Genomic DNA, 15,976 nt, shown 5'->3' with positions numbered 1-15,976 from the left:
TAGACACTTTTATGACTATTTACACATCATAAATCATTTGTACTGTTCCAAAATAACAACTATACTATAGAAAATACTAACGCCTCATCGACACATCCAAAGTCAATTCAAATGAAGGAGGTTTCTCATGTTAGAACAGTACATCACAATAAAAAAAAATGCTCACTACGAAACAACGATACAAAAGTCACGCTTCATTACACATATCCAACGAGTCGAGACAGAACAAGAAGCAAAACGATTCATCCAAGCGATAAAAAAAGCACATTCGCAAGCAAATCATAATTGTTCAGCCTACCTAATTGGAGAGCACGACCAATATCAAAAAGCAAATGACGACGGCGAACCGAGCGGAACTGCCGGCGTACCCATGTTAGACGTTTTGAAAAAACGTCATTTAAAAAATGTCGCCGTTGTCGTCACGCGCTATTTTGGCGGGATAAAGTTAGGCGCAGGCGGCTTAGTCCGGGCATATAGTCACAGTGTCAGTGACGCACTGATAGCGATTGGCTTAGTTGAATGTCAATTGATGACATTGCTTTCATGTACTGTCACCTATCCTTTACAACCAATTGTCGAGCATGCACTTTCGAAAAAGGAACTTGCCATCGAAAATGTCAATTACAATGAATTCGTGACCTTCACTATCTTTGTTAAACAAAGCGAACTTCCAAACACATCAGCATGGTTAACCGATATCACTAACGGTTCTGCTCAGATTGTCATGGGAGAAAACCGCTATCTCGAACGGTCTCTATCATGATAATACCACTTTTATCTACTTCAATAATAACCGAGCGCTTATTATTAGCGCCGCTAATTCCCGCGGATAATGACGAACTTTACACACTTTGGTCCAACCTAGAAACAACGCGTTATTTACATAGTCCAAAGCTCACTGCACCGACAATGGTCGCTGCGGTTGTCGAAGCAATTGCAGCAGATCCCTACTTTCAACGGTTTTCATTACGAACTTTGACAGATTATACATTGATTGGTACAGTCGGCATTAACGACTGTACCGCCAAAGGGATTGAAATCGGGTTTGAATTATTACCTCGCTACAAACGACAAGGCTATATGTCTGAGGCGTTAACAGCATTTCTATACAATATATGGAATCAAACCGATGCCGACATTTACGCAAAGGTGGATACCGCTAATTACGCCTCACTCAAACTACTTGAATCACTGCAGGCAAATCGCGTATTCTCTACAAAAGAGTACTGCGTCGAACGAGAGGAAACAGTCGACCTCTACTACTACATTTTGGAAAAAAAGAATTTTCTTACCAAATTTTAATCCAATTATTCTATATTTAAACAAGGCTTTTATGTATAATGAAACAATGATGTATCTTTAGACACTGGATTGTAAAAATAACGAACGTATACAAAGGAGTTTTATCATGTCCCAATCGAGACAACCCAAAAAAAGCAAACATAAACGTCGAAAAATCATTCTTTTTTCAATCATGCTACCGATTATGGCAATTATTTTAGTCGTTTCTGTTTACGCTACATACCTATATTCAAAAGGTGAAAACGCCCTAGATAAAGCCTTCTCTTCAATCCGTGATGGAAAAGGCTCTAGTTTACGAACTCAAAAGATTGATCCAACAAAAGATAACATGTCCTTCTTAATCATCGGAGTTGATGATAGCGATGTTCGTAAGTTCGAAGGAAATTCACGATCAGACGCCTTAATCTACGGCACCTTAAATGTCAAAACACATGACCTTACTTTGTTAAGCATCCCACGTGATTCATACGTTCTTGTACCCGGTACTGACAACAGTTCTGAACAATGGACCAAAATTACACACGCCCATGCATACGGCGGGCCGGAACTAAGTGTCCAAACGGTCGAAAATACCTTACAGTTACCGGTCGATCACTACATACGTTTCAACTTCGACTCTTTCTTAGACATCGTTGATAACCTAGGTGGCATTGATATTAATGTCCCTGTCACTTTCACTGAACAAGACTCCAAAGACAAAGCTGGCGCGATTACACTCAAAAAAGGACAGCAAACACTCAACGGCGAAGAAGCCCTAGCACTTGCCCGCACACGCCACATTGATAACGATATCGAACGTGGCAAACGGCAACAACTTGTGATTGAAGCAATCATCCAAAAAGCTGTGAAAACAACATCTATTACCACTTATCCTAAATTAATCGAAACAATTGGGGATAACATGAAAACAGACCTTTCAAAAGATGATATTACTTCACTCGCTCAATACGCATTAACAAAGGGCGTTAACGTTAAAACAAAAACGTTAGCCGGTAGCGATTCAACGATTGACGGTACCTATTATTACACATTAGATGAAGAAGCTCTCCACGTAACAGCAAATGAATTAGCAAAAGAGTTAGATTTCACACCGCCATTTGCTGCAGCAACGACTGACGATACGGTTGCTGACGATGCAACTGCCATTAGCGCGGAATAAATAAAAAAGAAACCTCCTTTTTTGGAGGTTTCTTTTTATTTATTCCGCCCACGTCTCTGTTTACGATAGGCCGTTATTTTAGCCATCCTTTGTTGGAAGAAGCGAATAATCGGACGATATTCCGGACTAATCCAACCGATAAATTCAACTAAAATTTCCAACGACAACAACAATAATATCAATAAGAAGATTGAGCCCACAAAAGAAGATATGAAGAAGATAAAGCCACCTAAGGCAAACATCGCACTTAATGCATAGATTAAAATAACTGTTTGTCGATGTGTAAAACCAAGTGCTAACAGCCGATGATGTAGATGGGAATGATCCGCTTCAGAGATTGATTTTTTTTGCGATACACGGCGAATAATTGCAAAAAAAGTATCCGAAAATGGCACTCCTAAAATCATTATCGGTATGATTAAAGAAATAAACGTGACATTTTTAAATCCCATCACCGATAGAACACCAATCATATATCCTAGAAACAAGGCACCGGTGTCTCCCATGAATATCGAGGCCGGATGAAAATTATAAATCAAAAAGCCAAGAATCGCTGCCACCAATACCATTGAAATTGGAAACACAATAAAATCATTTAACACATAAGCCATAGCAGCAATCGATATTAATACAATCGACGAAATGCCACCCGCTAAACCATCTAAACCATCAACAAGGTTAATCGCATTCATGATTGCAATGATCCAAATAATCGTAAACGGACCGGCAAACCACCCAAAATTAATTTGACCAATTAACGGCAATGTTATGTAGTTAATCATCAAATTACCTCCAAACACGACCACTGACGACGCTAAAAACTGACCAAACAATTTCATTCCTGCTGTCAATTCAAAGCGGTCATCAAACACACCCACTAAGGTGACGATTAAACCACCGACCAATATCGGCCAAAACGAACTCAAATCAATTGGCAACATCACAAATCCAATTAAAAAACTCAGTATAATTGCAAGCCCACCCAAGGTTGGCATTGGTTTTTTATTCACACGCCGTTTATTCGGATTGTCGACCGCTCCAATTGCAAAAGCGAATTTACGAACAAGCGGTGTCAAAATAACAGACGCTAAAAATACGACAACCAACGTAATTGTTACCACTTTGTTTCCTCCTCAAGCCACCTACTCTACTTTAGATGAACCGTTCTTTTTTTAAACAATATTTTTGAACCGCTTGACTATCTATCTCAAATCCCGCACCAACACCTTCACTCACCGTCAATTTCCCTTGATGGAGTTTCTGCGGTTGTTTAACAATGTCTTCACGCCAATAACGACTTGACTCCGAAATATCACCAGGGAATTCCATCCCCGATAAAGACGCAAGTGCTAAATTATATGCGCGGCCAACACCGGATTCAAACATGCCACCACACCATACTTCCAGATTATGAGCCTGGCAATAGGCGATTATTTCAAGCGCTTTTGTTATTCCACCGACACGGCCCCATTTCAGATTAATTGCACGGGCACTTCCGAGTGCAAACGCAACTTTAACATCTTCAAGACTATGAATATTTTCGTCCAAACAAATCTTTGTTTGTAACTGTTTTTGAAGTGTGGCATGATTGATAAAATCATCATCACCCAACGGTTGTTCAATCATCTCTAAATGATAGTCATCCAAACGCGCGAGTAGCTCAGCATCTGCCATACTATACGCACCATTAGCATCAACCATTAATTTTAAATCAGGAAATTTTTCTCGAATTAGACGAATTGTTTCAATATCTTGTCCTGGCTTAATTTTAATTTTAACACGGGTATAGCCTTTATCTACTACTTCAGCCACTTTTCGCAGAAGATTTTCAGCGGTATCAAGCCCTAAACTAACGCCCACAGCTACCTCGTCATTAACCGACCCTATCATGCGATTTAAAGGCACTTTTTTATCCTGTGAATAAATACCCCAAAAAGCCGTTTCAATCGCAGCCTGCGCCATCTGGTGGCCTTTGACTCGACTAAACAACTGAACCAACTCTTTCGGACTCGCAACATCCTTCCCCCGAATCAATGGCCATAGATAATGCTCGATACTATAACGACATGATTCAAGTGTTTCTGTTGTATACCAAGGCGTCTCAAACGCAACCGTTTCACCCCAACCACTCATACCTGTCGACGTTGTTAGTTTCACTAAATCAAACACGCGCGTTTTCACCGTCATCTGCGAGTTGCTAAAGGACTCCACTAGCGGCATTGACATTCGATACACCTCAAGCTCTTTTAACTTCATAGTACACCCCCATCACCGTTTAATTGTCGCTATATAAAAACGAATCAAATCTTTCATTCGCCAAATGCGTGACGGTTGTGTCAGCACACGATAAGCCCACTCTAAATTAAACTTTTGCCAGATGAGCGGCGCTCGTTTCACGGTTCCACTGAACACATCAAAACTACCACCAATACCTATCAAAAGACCTTTTTGAAGCTGTGATAACATCTCCGTAATAAACACTTCTTGATAAGGACTTCCCATCGCAACAAACACGAGGTCTGCCTGACTGGCAATCACGTCGGTTTGAATAGCTGTTCGTTCCATCTCCGTATCAAAAAAACCACTATGGTAACCTTTTAATTGCAAGTTGGGGTATTGGTCAGCAATAACTTGCACTGTCTTATTGATAACCTCATCTGAGGAACCTACTAAATAAAGCGACCACGACTGTTTGTTTCCCGCAGTTAACAAGTCGCTGAACAACTCAAATCCAGTGACACGTTCGGGGAGTGGATCCGCCAAATGCTGGGTCGCCTTTACAATGCCGATACCATCCGCGGTGACATAATCAGCCTGCATAATCGCTTCATTTAATTGTTGATTTCCACGAGCTTTCATCACGATTTCAGGATTAGCAGTCACTACAAAGGTGCGCTGTTGTTGCCTTACGCGCTCTGTCAAAGTTGCCACCATTTCAACTTTTGTTGTTCGATAAAACGGAATACCCAATACAGTTACTGTTCGTCCCACTTTTTTCAACCACCGTTCTCTTATATTCACCTTTAGTTTATCATAATTATCATTATCTGATAAACAATTACCCTGTAATAGGGCTGATACTTCACTACTTATTTTTAAAGTCACAAAAAAAGGCAGTCACGATACGCATCGTAACTACCCTAATTGTAGACAAAGAAAAGATAGTTTCTTTGCTTTGAGACTGAAGATAAACGTCGTTAGATTTCAACCATCGCAAACATAATATCCGCTTCACACGCAACAGTACCATCCACAGTTGCGATCACATGAGCCTTCGCGATTGTTCCTTTTTGACGGGTGATTTCAGCCGCTAGTTGCAATTGATCACCTGGAACAACTTGACGTTTAAAGCGACATTTATCTACGCCAGCAAACAAACCAATTGTGTTTTTTTCTGTTGGTTCCGCTGTTACTGACGTCATCGCGATGCCTGCCGTTTGAGCTAAGGCTTCTAAAATCAATACACCCGGCATCACTGGATACTGCGGGAAATGACCTTCGAAAAATGGATCGTTATGAGAGACGTTTTTATAAGCGGTTGCACTTTTACCATGTTCCACTTCAAGCACACGATCGACCAACAAAAAAGGGTAACGATGGGGCAAGGCTTGTTTAATTTCATTACTTGTCATCATTGTTATCTACCTCCAGTTTATTTTATTTTACTTTTCACTAAATGATCTAACAACACTCCTGTACCCATTGCTACAGCATCTAGTGGTGAATCGGCAATCGCAACCGGTACTTTTAATTCATCAGATAATAATCGATCCAACCCTTTCAACAGTGCACCACCACCGGTGACAACAATCCCACGATCGATAATATCAGCTGATAATTCTGGCGGTGTATTTTCTAGCACTTGTTTGGCTGTACTTACAATTGAATAGACTGATTCACGCATTGCTTCACGAATTTCAGCTTCTGTAATTGTTAACGTACGCGGTAACCCTGTCAGCAAATCACGCCCACGGATATCCATCGTTTGAGCGCCCGGTTCTGCTGATTCTTTCTCAATCGGCGTCGCAGTACCAATTGTAATTTTAATCGCTTCTGCTGTACGTTCACCAATCAATAAATTATGTTCACGTTTAACGTGTTGTAAAATATCGTTATCCAATGTGTTACCAGCCATTTTTAATGATTCACTTGTAACGATACCACCCATTGAAAGAACGGCCACATCCGTTGTACCACCACCAATATCGATGACCATGTTGCCACTCGGTTCGAAAATATTCATTCCAACACCAACAGCTGCTACTTTTGGTTCTTCTTCAATGTAAACATTACGACAGCCGGTTGATTCAGCCGCTTGACGAATCGCTTTTTGTTCGACACTCGTAATGTTTGTCGGACAGCAAATTAAAATACGCGGGCGCGAAAACATGCTTTTAACCTTTAATTTATTAATAAAGTATTGTAACATCGCTTGTGTAATGTCGAAGTCGGCAATCACACCATCTTTCATTGGGCGGATCGCTACAATACTCCCCGGTGTACGTCCGACCATTTGATAAGCTTCTTCACCAACAGCTAACACCTTATTTGTTGCTGTATCTAAGGCAACAACTGACGGTTCATTTAAAACAACGCCCTTACCTTTCACAAAAATCAAGACGTTTGCTGTTCCCAAGTCAATCCCAATATCTTTTGCCATCTTTAAATATCCTCCTATAACTACTCGTTTTCTCTTTTCACATCTAATTATTATAACATAAGTGTCCTTCACATTGTGCCGAACATGGGAGCGGACGTAAAAATCTGACACCGCAATGCAGCATCAGATTTTCGCGTGACCACTCACATTATTCAGCTATCAGACGACAACCTAAACGGTTTGAAGCTGACCAACGACGGTTTCTTCAGATACTTCAGCATCATCAAAACGTTCAATTGTTGCTCCAAGTCCTTTGAGTTTTAAATGGAAATCAGTATAACCACGATCTAAGTATTGTAAATGTGTCACACGAGTGTATCCTTTCGAAACAAGTCCCGTTAAAATCAATGCTGCTGCAGCTCGTAAATCAGTTGCAGAAACTTCAGCCCCTTGTAAGGTATTAGGGCCTTTCATAATAACTGTACGACCTTCAATTTTCATGTCGGCATTCATACGACGCATTTCTTCAACGTGCATAAAACGATTTTCAAAGACCGTTTCTGTCATCATTGACGTACCTTCGGCACAAATTTGTGCAACCATCATTTGCGATTGCATATCTGTTGGGAAGCCGGGATGCGGCATTGTTTTAACGTCCACTGGTTTTAATACCTTTGGCCCAATGACACGGATACCATCTTGTTCTGGGATGATTTGCACACCCATTTCACGTAATTTCGCAATCAACGCCACCGAATGTTCCGGCATGGCATTATCTATAAAAATGTTACCTTCTGTAATGGCAGCAGCCACCATAAATGTTCCCGCTTCAATCCGATCTGGAATAATTGAATGTGTCGCACCATGTAGTGCTTTAACACCTTCGATACGAATCGTTTCAGTTCCTGCACCGACGACCTTCGCACCCATTTGGTTTAAGAAATTCGCTAAGTCGACAATTTCAGGTTCACGAGCCACGTTTTCAAGGGTCGTTGTTCCTTCTGCCATCGTCGCTGCCATCATAATGTTTTGTGTCGCGCCGACACTAGGGAAATCTAAGTAGATGTTGGCGCCGACAAGTTTTTCAGCTGCGGCTTCCATGTAACCATCTTCAATTTTGACAGTTGCTCCCATTGCTTCGAAACCTTTTAAGTGTAAATCAACCGGGCGTGATCCAATTGCACAACCGCCTGGTAATGCAACACGAGCACGACCAGTACGAGCAAGCATTGGCCCCATTACAACCATTGATGCACGCATCTGGCTCACATATTCAAACGGCGCTTCCGACCCGATTGTTTGTGTTGCGTCAACTGTCACTACATCACCTTCAAAGGTAACGTCCGCTTTTAAATAACGTAACAACTCATTGATCATATACACATCCGACAACTTCGGTACGTTAGTTAAAACGACGCTAGATTCTTGCGCTAATAAAGTTGCTGCAATAATTGGTAATACTGCATTTTTAGCCCCTTCAATATGCACGGAACCCGCGAGTTGTTTACCCCCACTAACAATAATTTTTTCCACTTTAAAATCCCTCCGCAAATTAACCTTATCGATTATCTTTTTTGTATTATTTTTATAGTTATTAGTCTAAAGTTAAGTTTCAATTTATTTCTAACTTCTTTATACTATCACGATGACACTTTTTTTTCCATAGTTCCTACTTTTAATTCCAACATTCACTTCATTTTCTTCACTTTTCGTCAAAAAGACGGCATGTTTTGAGACGCTTGTAAATAAGACAAAAAGAATGCGCTAACGCCATAACCTAAAGCTATCGCTAACAACAAATATAACAAACGCGCCTGTAACACTTTGTTCTTTTTCAGGATACTTTCAAAATTCAACGCCTGCAAGGCAAAAAAAGCAACAGCAATAAAGAGCAGATGAGACACTAACGTGATAATAGCAGCTTGCGAAATTAAATCCATCGTGCACCTCCTTCTTCTCTATATCTTCTATCATAACAAAAAAAGTTGGGGGTTTTAGCCCCCAACTTTCATTTTACAGTATTATTCTAACTTTCAAAACATCATCAGACACAGGGATTAACGATGCGAGGCAGCGTTAATACGATTGATTGCTCGACGCAAGGCCAATTGTGCTTGAATCATTTCTTGGTGATTCGATTGTGTTTGAACGAGACGCTCTTCGGCACGCGATTTCGCGCGCTCAGCACGTGACAATTCAATATCCTCGTCAGCTTCACTTGTTTCAGCTAAAATGTTAACCTCGTTACCATCGGTTTCAAGAAAACCACCGTTAACCGTCACCCATTTTTCAGTACCATCCACCAACTTGATGCGAACGATATCAATATCTACAGGTGAAACTAACGGGATATGGCCTGGTAAAATACCAAGTTCGCCACTTTTAGTAACGGCGCTAACCATTTGAGCTTCGTCGTTAAAAACTGGACCGTCAGGAGTGACAATCGATACTTTTAAAGTAGACATACGATTTCCTCCTTAAAATGAGGTTGTTGTTGAAGTTCTAAACTTCAACACCCATTTCTTTCGCTTTAGCGATAACATCAGCAATGCCACCAAGAAGACGGAATGCATCTTCAGGAACATGATCATATTTACCCGCTAAAATTTCTTTAAAGCCTTTAATTGTTTCAGCTACTGGTACGTACGACCCTTTTTGGCCCGTAAATTGTTCAGCAACGTGGAAGTTTTGTGATAAGAAGAATTGGATACGACGCGCACGGTTAACGATGAGTTTTTCTTCATCAGAAATTTCATCCATCCCTAAGATTGCGATGATATCTTGTAATTCTTTATAACGTTGTAAGACTTGTTGCACTTGTGTTGCTACTTCATAATGTTCTTCGCCAACAATACCAGGGCTAAGTGCACGAGAAGAAGACGCTAACGGATCAACCGCAGGATAAATACCTTGCTCAGTTAATTTACGTTCCAAGTTAGTTGTTGCATCAAGATGGGCGAAAGTTGTTGCTGGAGCCGGGTCAGTATAATCATCGGCTGGCACGTAAATCGCTTGGATTGATGTAACAGAACCTTTTTTAGTTGAAGTGATACGTTCTTGTAAACGTCCCATTTCTGTTGCTAATGTTGGTTGGTAACCAACTGCTGAAGGCATACGTCCTAAGAGGGCAGATACTTCAGAACCAGCTTGAGTAAAGCGGAAGATGTTATCGATGAATAACAACACATCTTGGCCTTCTTCATCACGGAAGTATTCCGCAATTGTTAAACCAGTTAAGGCAACACGCATACGCGCACCAGGTGGCTCATTCATTTGACCAAACACCATTGCTGTTTTAGCAATAACGCCTGAGTCAGTCATTTCGAAGAATAAATCGTTACCTTCACGCGTACGTTCACCAACACCAGCGAATACCGAAATACCACCGTGTTCTTGAGCGATGTTGTGAATCAATTCTTGGATTAAAACGGTTTTACCAACACCGGCACCACCGAACAAACCAATTTTACCACCTTTAACGTAAGGTGCTAATAAATCGACAACTTTAATCCCTGTTTCAAGAATTTCAGTTTGAGTTGATAATTCTTCGAACGTTGGTGCTTCACGGTGAATCGGCATGCGTTTCGCTTCCGCTGGCACTGGTTCTGCTAAATCGATGTTTTCGCCTAATACGTTGAATACACGACCTAATGTGATACTACCTACTGGTACCGAAATTGGTGAACCAGTATCTTCAACTTCTGCGTTACGTTGTAAGCCATCAGTTGATGACATTGCAATTGTACGTACAGCGTTATCGCCAAGTTGAATCGCTACTTCAAGTGTAATTGAAGATGTCGCAGTTTTAATGCGAAGCGCACTATTAATCTTAGGTAAGTTACCTTCAGGGAAACGCACGTCTACAACGGGTCCCATTACCTGAGTTACATGTCCTACAGTCATGTTTTCTCCTCCTTGTTTCGTTCCAATCGTTATTCTAAAGCGGCAGCTCCGCCAACGATTTCAGTGATTTCTTGCGTAATTGCAGCTTGACGTGCACGGTTATATTGTAATGTTAAGTCGCCAATAACTTCTTGCGCGTTATCGGTCGCACTCGACATTGCCGTCATCCGGGCCGCATGTTCTGCTGCTTTGGCATCTAAAATAGAGCCAAAGATTAAACTTTCGATATATTGTGGAAGAATCGCACGTAACACCGCTTCTTCTGATGGTTCAAATTCATACGCGCTTAATGCGTCAGTTGCAGTTGCTTCAACAGAAACAACTGGTAACAATTGCACCACACGTTGTTCATTGGTGATTGGGTTCACGTGGTGGTTATACACCATGTGTAACTCATCAATTTTGCCACTAACGAATAATTGGATTGTATCATTCGCAATCGCTTGAATTTCATTGAAACTCGGGTGATCCGAAATACCTGTAATTTGTAACGCAACATTATAACCGTTGTTTTTAAAGAAATTATAGCCCATATTCCCCAATGTGATGATTTCGTACTCATCTGCATTGTTATTATGACGTTCCTTAATTAATTTAACAGCCGTTTTAATGACATTGCTACTATAGGCACCTGCCAATCCACTGTCTGCGGTTAAAACAATATAACCTACTTTATGAACTGGGCGGTTTTCAAGCATCGGATCGCTTGCTGAATTGTTTGACGCAAGATGCGCGACAATGTTACGAATCTTATTGGCATAAGGCTCGTAATTGCGGGCATTACGTTCAGCTTTACCAAGTTTAGACGCCGAGACCATTTTCATCGCACTCGTAATCTGACTTGTCTTCTTAGTCGAAGAAATACGTTGTTTGATCGTAAGTAAAGAAGCCAAAACATTTCACCACCTTTTCATTTTACTGCGCCGTTTATGCTTCGGATGCAATAAATGTTGCTTTAAATTCTTTAATTGCTGCTTTCAAGTCATCTTCATTTGGCAATCCTTTAGTTTCAACGATTGTGTCAAATAAGGCTTGATGTTTGTTACCAATGTAAGAAAGTAGTTCGCCTTCAAAACGCATAATGTCTTTAACCGGCACATCGTCTAATAGACCACGTGTTAATGAGAAAAGACTTACAACTTGTTTTTCAACAGCTAACGGTTGGTTTAACCCTTGTTTAAGAAGTTCAACTGTCCGTTTACCACGTTCAAGTTTTGATTGTGTTTGTTCATCTAAATCAGAGCCAAATTGTGCAAAGGCTTCAAGCTCACGGTATGATGCTAAGTCAAGACGAAGCGTACCAGCCACTTTTTTCATTGCTTTAATTTGAGCCGCACCACCAACACGTGATACTGAAAGACCCGCGTTAATCGCTGGACGAATACCAGCGTTGAAGTAGTTTGATTCAAGGAAAATTTGACCATCTGTGATTGAAATAACGTTCGTTGGAATGTATGCAGAAATATCGCCTGCTTGTGTTTCAACGAATGGCAATGCTGTTAACGAACCACCACCGAGTGCGTCACTTAACTTAGCTGCACGTTCTAATAAACGCGAGTGTAAGTAGAAAACATCTCCGGGATACGCTTCACGACCTGGCGGACGTTTAAGCAGTAATGACAGTTCACGGTAAGCTGCCGCTTGTTTCGATAAATCATCATAAACAGCTAAAACATGCTTGCCGTTGTACATGAATTCTTCACCCATTGCTACACCTGCATATGGTGCTAAGTATAATAATGGTGCTGGTAAAGAAGCACTTGCTGATACAACAATTGTGTAATCAAGCGCACCGTGTTTACGTAATGTTTCAACAACACCACGAACAGTTGATTCTTTTTGTCCGATAGCTACGTACACACAGATCATATCTTGACCTTTTTGGTTGATGATGGCATCAATTGCTAATGATGTTTTACCTGTTTGACGGTCACCAATGATTAACTCACGTTGACCACGGCCAATAGGAACAAGGGCATCAATCGCTTTAATACCTGTTTGGAATGGTTCAAACACACTTTTACGATCCATAACACCAGGTGCTGGGAATTCAACAGGGCGTGTTTTAGTTGTTTTAATTTCGCCTAAACCATCAATTGGAATACCTAATGGGTTAACAACACGACCTAATAATGCTTCACCAACTGGTACTTCCATGATACGTCCTGTCCGACGAACTTCGTCGCCTTCAGAAATATCAGTGTAAGGTCCAAGAATGATAATACCGACATCATTTTCGTCTAAGTTTTGGGCCATACCCATTGTGCCGTTAGAGAATTCAAGTAATTCTCCGGCCATTGCGTTATCAAGACCATGTGCACGTGCAATACCATCACCGATATAAGTAACCGTACCCACTTCTGTTACGTTCATGTCTGCTTGATAATTCGAAATTTGTTTCTTGATTATCGTGCTAATTTCTTCAGCATTAATGCTCATTTAGTCTCACCTCTCACGGCTATTATGACATCTTAATTTGATGTGCTAAACCATTTAATTTTGCACGTAAACTGCCATCATACACAACACTACCCATCACAACTTTTACGCCGCCGATAAGTGAAGCATCAATGTGCTTACGTAAGATCATTTCTTTGTTATTTGTAAATTTCGCAAACGCTGCAGCCAATTTCGCTTCTTCTGCTGCCGATAAAGCGACAACTGAATAAACATCCGCTTCGCCAATGTTTAAAAAGGCATGCACGCTCGAAAGATAATGGTCGATAATTGTTAGCATTAAGCCCGCACGTTTGTTATCAATCAATACGTAAAACAAGTTTGAAATCGCTTGATCCGCTGTTGCGAACGCTGCTTTGACAGCCTCTTTTTTCGTAGTGTTTGATACGACAGGTGATGCTAATAATGACACGAATTCAGGGTTTTGCTCAAGGATGCCCTTGATTTCTGCTAATTCAGTTGCCAATTCTTGAACGTTTCCACGCTCTTTCGCGACTTCCAAAAGTGCCGTACTGTAACGGTTAGCAATCCCAATATTTATGCTCATTTGTTATCTCCTAACCCATCAATGTAGCCTGCGATTAAATCACTTTGATCCGCTTCATTCAAGTTTTTCTCAATCACTTTAGCAGCGATTAATACTGAAAGACTTGCAACTTGTTCACGAACTTCAGTAACAGCTTTTTCTTTTTCGCTATTGATGTCAGCTTTTGCCTCGTTGTATAAGCGTGTTGCTTCAACTTTAGCAGCAGCCACAATTTTTTCACGTTCTTGTGCGCCTTGACCTTTTGCACTTTCAATTAATTCATGCGCTTCAATACGAGCATCTTTCAGTACTTTACGTTGTTCTTCAAGTAAAGCCGCTGATTCAACACGTGATGTTTCCGCGTTATTAATTTCCGTTGCAATATGATCTTCACGTTTTTTCATCATATCCATTAATGGTTTCCAAGCGAAGATTCGAATCAAAACAAGTAAGATTACGAAACTGACGATAAGGAAGATCATATCTCCCCACATTACGCCGGGTGTTGACCCAATTGTTAATTGTGTTCCTAACACGAGCAGTCCACTCCTTTCAATTACTAATTAGTACTTAAGTGTTCTCTCAAACTATTTGTTAAGAACCATGAACGCGATAACAACTGCGATGATTGGAATAGCTTCTACCATTGCGATACCGATGAACATAACTGTTTGTAAAGCACCACGTGCCTCTGGTTGTCTTGCAATACCTTCAACTGTTTTCGAAACGATTAAACCGTTACCGATACCTGCTCCTAAAGCTCCTAAACCTACTGCGATTGCTGCTGCGATTACTCCTAAACTCATAATAAATTTCCTCCTCATTTTATGTTGCAAATTTTTTGTTATTGCCTAATGTTCGTCATTTACTTTATGTGCCATGTATACCATGGTCAACATCGTGAAAATAAAGGCTTGAATCGATCCGATAAAGACGGAGAATCCTTGCCAAACAACTGACGGGATATATGACAGAATGTAAACACCCGTGTTCATATGCGACAATTGCGTTGCGATTAATGTCAGTAGAACTTCACCGGCATAAATGTTACCATATAGCCGTAAACCTAATGTTAGCGTATTTGAAAATTCCTCTACCAGTTTGAATGGCAATAAGAATACATATGGCGTTGCATATGTGTTTTTTAAATACTTGCCCATGCCGTGATGTTTCACACCATATAAATGGGTTAAACCAACCACCATTACTGCTAACGTTAACGTAATTAATGGATCTGCTGTTGGTGATTTCCACCACTGCGTGCCATCAATTGTTATGTTCACAAATAATCCAAGCATGTTCGCTACAAACACATATAATAGGAGTGTAATTCCTAACACATGAAAGCGTCCACCAGTTGTCCAATCCATATTGCTCTTGATTATATTTTTGACAAAATCCATAATCCATTCAATAAAGTTTTGTTTACCTGTTGGCTTTAATTTCAAGTTTCTCGTGCATAAAATGGCGATTAACAGCACAATAATAAACGTTGCTGCCATCGGTAAGATGTTCGCTAAGTTGAATCCTATGCCCGTGTCACCCAGCCAATATATGGGTTGTTCGTGTTCCATGTTCTTTTTCACCCCCTCTAAATTATTGCAATCAGCTAACTTGTTCGTGTTTTTCTCAATCAAGTGGGACTGTATTATCACACTTCTTCTACACACAAAAAATGCCTGTTACCTGAGAAATTCACGAGAACAAGCATGTGGAAATATAGTGTCATATGTTGTTGATTAGCCTCAACAGCTACCTCAGACACATACAATATCTCGTACACATCCCCTTGTAATCAGTTGAAAGCGTTACAATTCCCATGTTATCAGCTTACAATAACCGAGCGTTTCTGTCAATAACACCTTTGCCACAATTCAGCCACAATTGCAAGTTTTCACAATTTGTTCATAAAGTGTTCGCTTGTTCATTATTTTGTCAAAGGGTCGCTCATTACGACAGTTTACTTGTGTAATACTAGCATAATTAAACACGATATAACAAGGAATCCCGCAAAGTTTAACGTAATGGT

General features: G+C 40.5%; 18 protein-coding genes. 3 read left to right on the top strand and 15 right to left on the bottom strand.

Annotated elements, in window-relative coordinates:
• Window positions 1-127: 127 nt before the first annotated feature.
• From ACJYYY_RS01050 to ACJYYY_RS01040, 3 genes are all read left to right on the top strand, one after another.
• Window positions 128-763, top strand: coding sequence for a YigZ family protein (locus ACJYYY_RS01050; protein ID WP_408869003.1), 636 nt, complete (start codon window positions 128-130; stop codon window positions 761-763).
• Entirely contained in the window at window positions 760-1,302 is a 543-nt protein-coding gene (locus ACJYYY_RS01045; RefSeq protein ID WP_408869002.1) for a GNAT family N-acetyltransferase, read from the top strand. The genes ACJYYY_RS01050 and ACJYYY_RS01045 overlap by 4 nt, the downstream gene beginning before the upstream one ends.
• A 106-nt stretch (window positions 1,303-1,408) precedes the next feature.
• Complete coding sequence (locus ACJYYY_RS01040; protein WP_035314391.1) at window positions 1,409-2,461, top strand: LCP family protein; 1,053 nt, start codon at window positions 1,409-1,411, stop codon at window positions 2,459-2,461.
• Window positions 2,462-2,496: 35 nt separating this feature from the next.
• Here the strand turns inward: ACJYYY_RS01040 and ACJYYY_RS01035 are convergent, their stop codons facing one another.
• The 15 genes from ACJYYY_RS01035 to atpB form a co-directional block, all read right to left on the bottom strand.
• On the bottom strand, window positions 2,497-3,582 hold the full coding sequence (locus ACJYYY_RS01035) for a glycosyltransferase family 4 protein (protein WP_408869001.1): 1,086 nt from the start codon (window positions 3,580-3,582) through the stop codon (window positions 2,497-2,499).
• 31 nt (window positions 3,583-3,613) lie between these two features.
• A complete protein-coding gene (menC, locus tag ACJYYY_RS01030; protein WP_408869000.1) occupies window positions 3,614-4,717 on the bottom strand; it encodes an o-succinylbenzoate synthase in 1,104 nt (367 codons plus the stop codon).
• Between the two features lie 12 nt (window positions 4,718-4,729).
• Window positions 4,730-5,452 (bottom strand): WecB/TagA/CpsF family glycosyltransferase, encoded by a 723-nt coding sequence (locus ACJYYY_RS01025; protein ID WP_232217930.1) that lies wholly within the window; start codon window positions 5,450-5,452, stop codon window positions 4,730-4,732.
• A gap of 206 nt (window positions 5,453-5,658) precedes the next feature.
• Window positions 5,659-6,096, bottom strand: coding sequence for a 3-hydroxyacyl-ACP dehydratase FabZ (gene fabZ / locus ACJYYY_RS01020; protein WP_035314394.1), 438 nt, complete (start codon window positions 6,094-6,096; stop codon window positions 5,659-5,661).
• Window positions 6,097-6,113: 17 nt separating this feature from the next.
• On the bottom strand, window positions 6,114-7,121 hold the full coding sequence (locus ACJYYY_RS01015) for a rod shape-determining protein (RefSeq protein ID WP_035314396.1): 1,008 nt from the start codon (window positions 7,119-7,121) through the stop codon (window positions 6,114-6,116).
• Between the two features lie 171 nt (window positions 7,122-7,292).
• Window positions 7,293-8,594 carry a UDP-N-acetylglucosamine 1-carboxyvinyltransferase gene (gene murA, locus ACJYYY_RS01010; protein ID WP_035314397.1) on the bottom strand — a complete coding sequence of 434 codons (1,302 nt, stop codon included), beginning with the start codon at window positions 8,592-8,594 and terminating at the stop codon, window positions 7,293-7,295.
• 179 nt (window positions 8,595-8,773) lie between these two features.
• Window positions 8,774-9,001, bottom strand: a complete 228-nt coding sequence (locus tag ACJYYY_RS01005; protein ID WP_035314399.1) for a DUF1146 family protein — start codon at window positions 8,999-9,001, stop codon at window positions 8,774-8,776.
• A gap of 117 nt (window positions 9,002-9,118) precedes the next feature.
• On the bottom strand, window positions 9,119-9,526 hold the full coding sequence (locus ACJYYY_RS01000) for a F0F1 ATP synthase subunit epsilon (RefSeq protein WP_035314401.1): 408 nt from the start codon (window positions 9,524-9,526) through the stop codon (window positions 9,119-9,121).
• A gap of 37 nt (window positions 9,527-9,563) precedes the next feature.
• Complete coding sequence (atpD, locus tag ACJYYY_RS00995; RefSeq protein WP_408868999.1) at window positions 9,564-10,964, bottom strand: F0F1 ATP synthase subunit beta; 1,401 nt, start codon at window positions 10,962-10,964, stop codon at window positions 9,564-9,566.
• A 29-nt stretch (window positions 10,965-10,993) separates the two neighbouring features.
• Window positions 10,994-11,857 carry a F0F1 ATP synthase subunit gamma gene (locus ACJYYY_RS00990; RefSeq protein WP_035314402.1) on the bottom strand — a complete coding sequence of 288 codons (864 nt, stop codon included), beginning with the start codon at window positions 11,855-11,857 and terminating at the stop codon, window positions 10,994-10,996.
• A 34-nt stretch (window positions 11,858-11,891) separates the two neighbouring features.
• Window positions 11,892-13,403, bottom strand: coding sequence for a F0F1 ATP synthase subunit alpha (atpA, locus tag ACJYYY_RS00985; protein ID WP_035314404.1), 1,512 nt, complete (start codon window positions 13,401-13,403; stop codon window positions 11,892-11,894).
• 22 nt (window positions 13,404-13,425) lie between these two features.
• Window positions 13,426-13,968, bottom strand: coding sequence for a F0F1 ATP synthase subunit delta (locus tag ACJYYY_RS00980; protein WP_035314405.1), 543 nt, complete (start codon window positions 13,966-13,968; stop codon window positions 13,426-13,428).
• Window positions 13,965-14,483 carry a F0F1 ATP synthase subunit B gene (gene atpF / locus ACJYYY_RS00975; RefSeq protein WP_035314407.1) on the bottom strand — a complete coding sequence of 173 codons (519 nt, stop codon included), beginning with the start codon at window positions 14,481-14,483 and terminating at the stop codon, window positions 13,965-13,967. Before atpF ends, ACJYYY_RS00980 begins: the two co-directional genes overlap by 4 nt.
• 51 nt (window positions 14,484-14,534) lie before the next feature.
• Entirely contained in the window at window positions 14,535-14,753 is a 219-nt protein-coding gene (atpE, locus tag ACJYYY_RS00970; protein ID WP_035314409.1) for a F0F1 ATP synthase subunit C, read from the bottom strand.
• 45 nt (window positions 14,754-14,798) lie between these two features.
• Window positions 14,799-15,521, bottom strand: coding sequence for a F0F1 ATP synthase subunit A (gene atpB, locus ACJYYY_RS00965; RefSeq protein WP_035314411.1), 723 nt, complete (start codon window positions 15,519-15,521; stop codon window positions 14,799-14,801).
• Window positions 15,522-15,976: the final 455 nt, after the last annotated feature.

Source organism: Brochothrix campestris (assembly GCF_046058945.1).
Taxonomy (GTDB): domain Bacteria; phylum Bacillota; class Bacilli; order Lactobacillales; family Listeriaceae; genus Brochothrix; species Brochothrix campestris.
The sequence above is the reverse complement of the archived record's forward strand: the minus strand, read 5'-3'. Positions and strand labels throughout refer to the sequence as shown.

Bases quoted from the DNA above. Each gene is read 5' to 3' on its own strand.
- atpD (WP_408868999.1), bottom strand. From the start codon at position 10,964: ATGACTGTAGGACATGTAACTCAGGTAATGGGACCCGTTGTAGACGTG.
- menC (WP_408869000.1), bottom strand. From the start codon at position 4,717: ATGAAGTTAAAAGAGCTTGAGGTGTATCGAATGTCAATGCCGCTAGTG.
- ACJYYY_RS01045 (WP_408869002.1), top strand. From the start codon at position 760: ATGATAATACCACTTTTATCTACTTCAATAATAACCGAGCGCTTATTA.
- ACJYYY_RS01000 (WP_035314401.1), bottom strand. From the start codon at position 9,526: ATGTCTACTTTAAAAGTATCGATTGTCACTCCTGACGGTCCAGTTTTT.
- atpE (WP_035314409.1), bottom strand. From the start codon at position 14,753: ATGAGTTTAGGAGTAATCGCAGCAGCAATCGCAGTAGGTTTAGGAGCT.
- ACJYYY_RS00980 (WP_035314405.1), bottom strand. From the start codon at position 13,968: ATGAGCATAAATATTGGGATTGCTAACCGTTACAGTACGGCACTTTTG.
- ACJYYY_RS01015 (WP_035314396.1), bottom strand. From the start codon at position 7,121: ATGGCAAAAGATATTGGGATTGACTTGGGAACAGCAAACGTCTTGATT.
- atpB (WP_035314411.1), bottom strand. From the start codon at position 15,521: ATGGAACACGAACAACCCATATATTGGCTGGGTGACACGGGCATAGGA.
- ACJYYY_RS01050 (WP_408869003.1), top strand. From the start codon at position 128: ATGTTAGAACAGTACATCACAATAAAAAAAAATGCTCACTACGAAACA.
- ACJYYY_RS01040 (WP_035314391.1), top strand. From the start codon at position 1,409: ATGTCCCAATCGAGACAACCCAAAAAAAGCAAACATAAACGTCGAAAA.
- fabZ (WP_035314394.1), bottom strand. From the start codon at position 6,096: ATGATGACAAGTAATGAAATTAAACAAGCCTTGCCCCATCGTTACCCT.
- atpA (WP_035314404.1), bottom strand. From the start codon at position 13,403: ATGAGCATTAATGCTGAAGAAATTAGCACGATAATCAAGAAACAAATT.
- ACJYYY_RS01005 (WP_035314399.1), bottom strand. From the start codon at position 9,001: ATGGATTTAATTTCGCAAGCTGCTATTATCACGTTAGTGTCTCATCTG.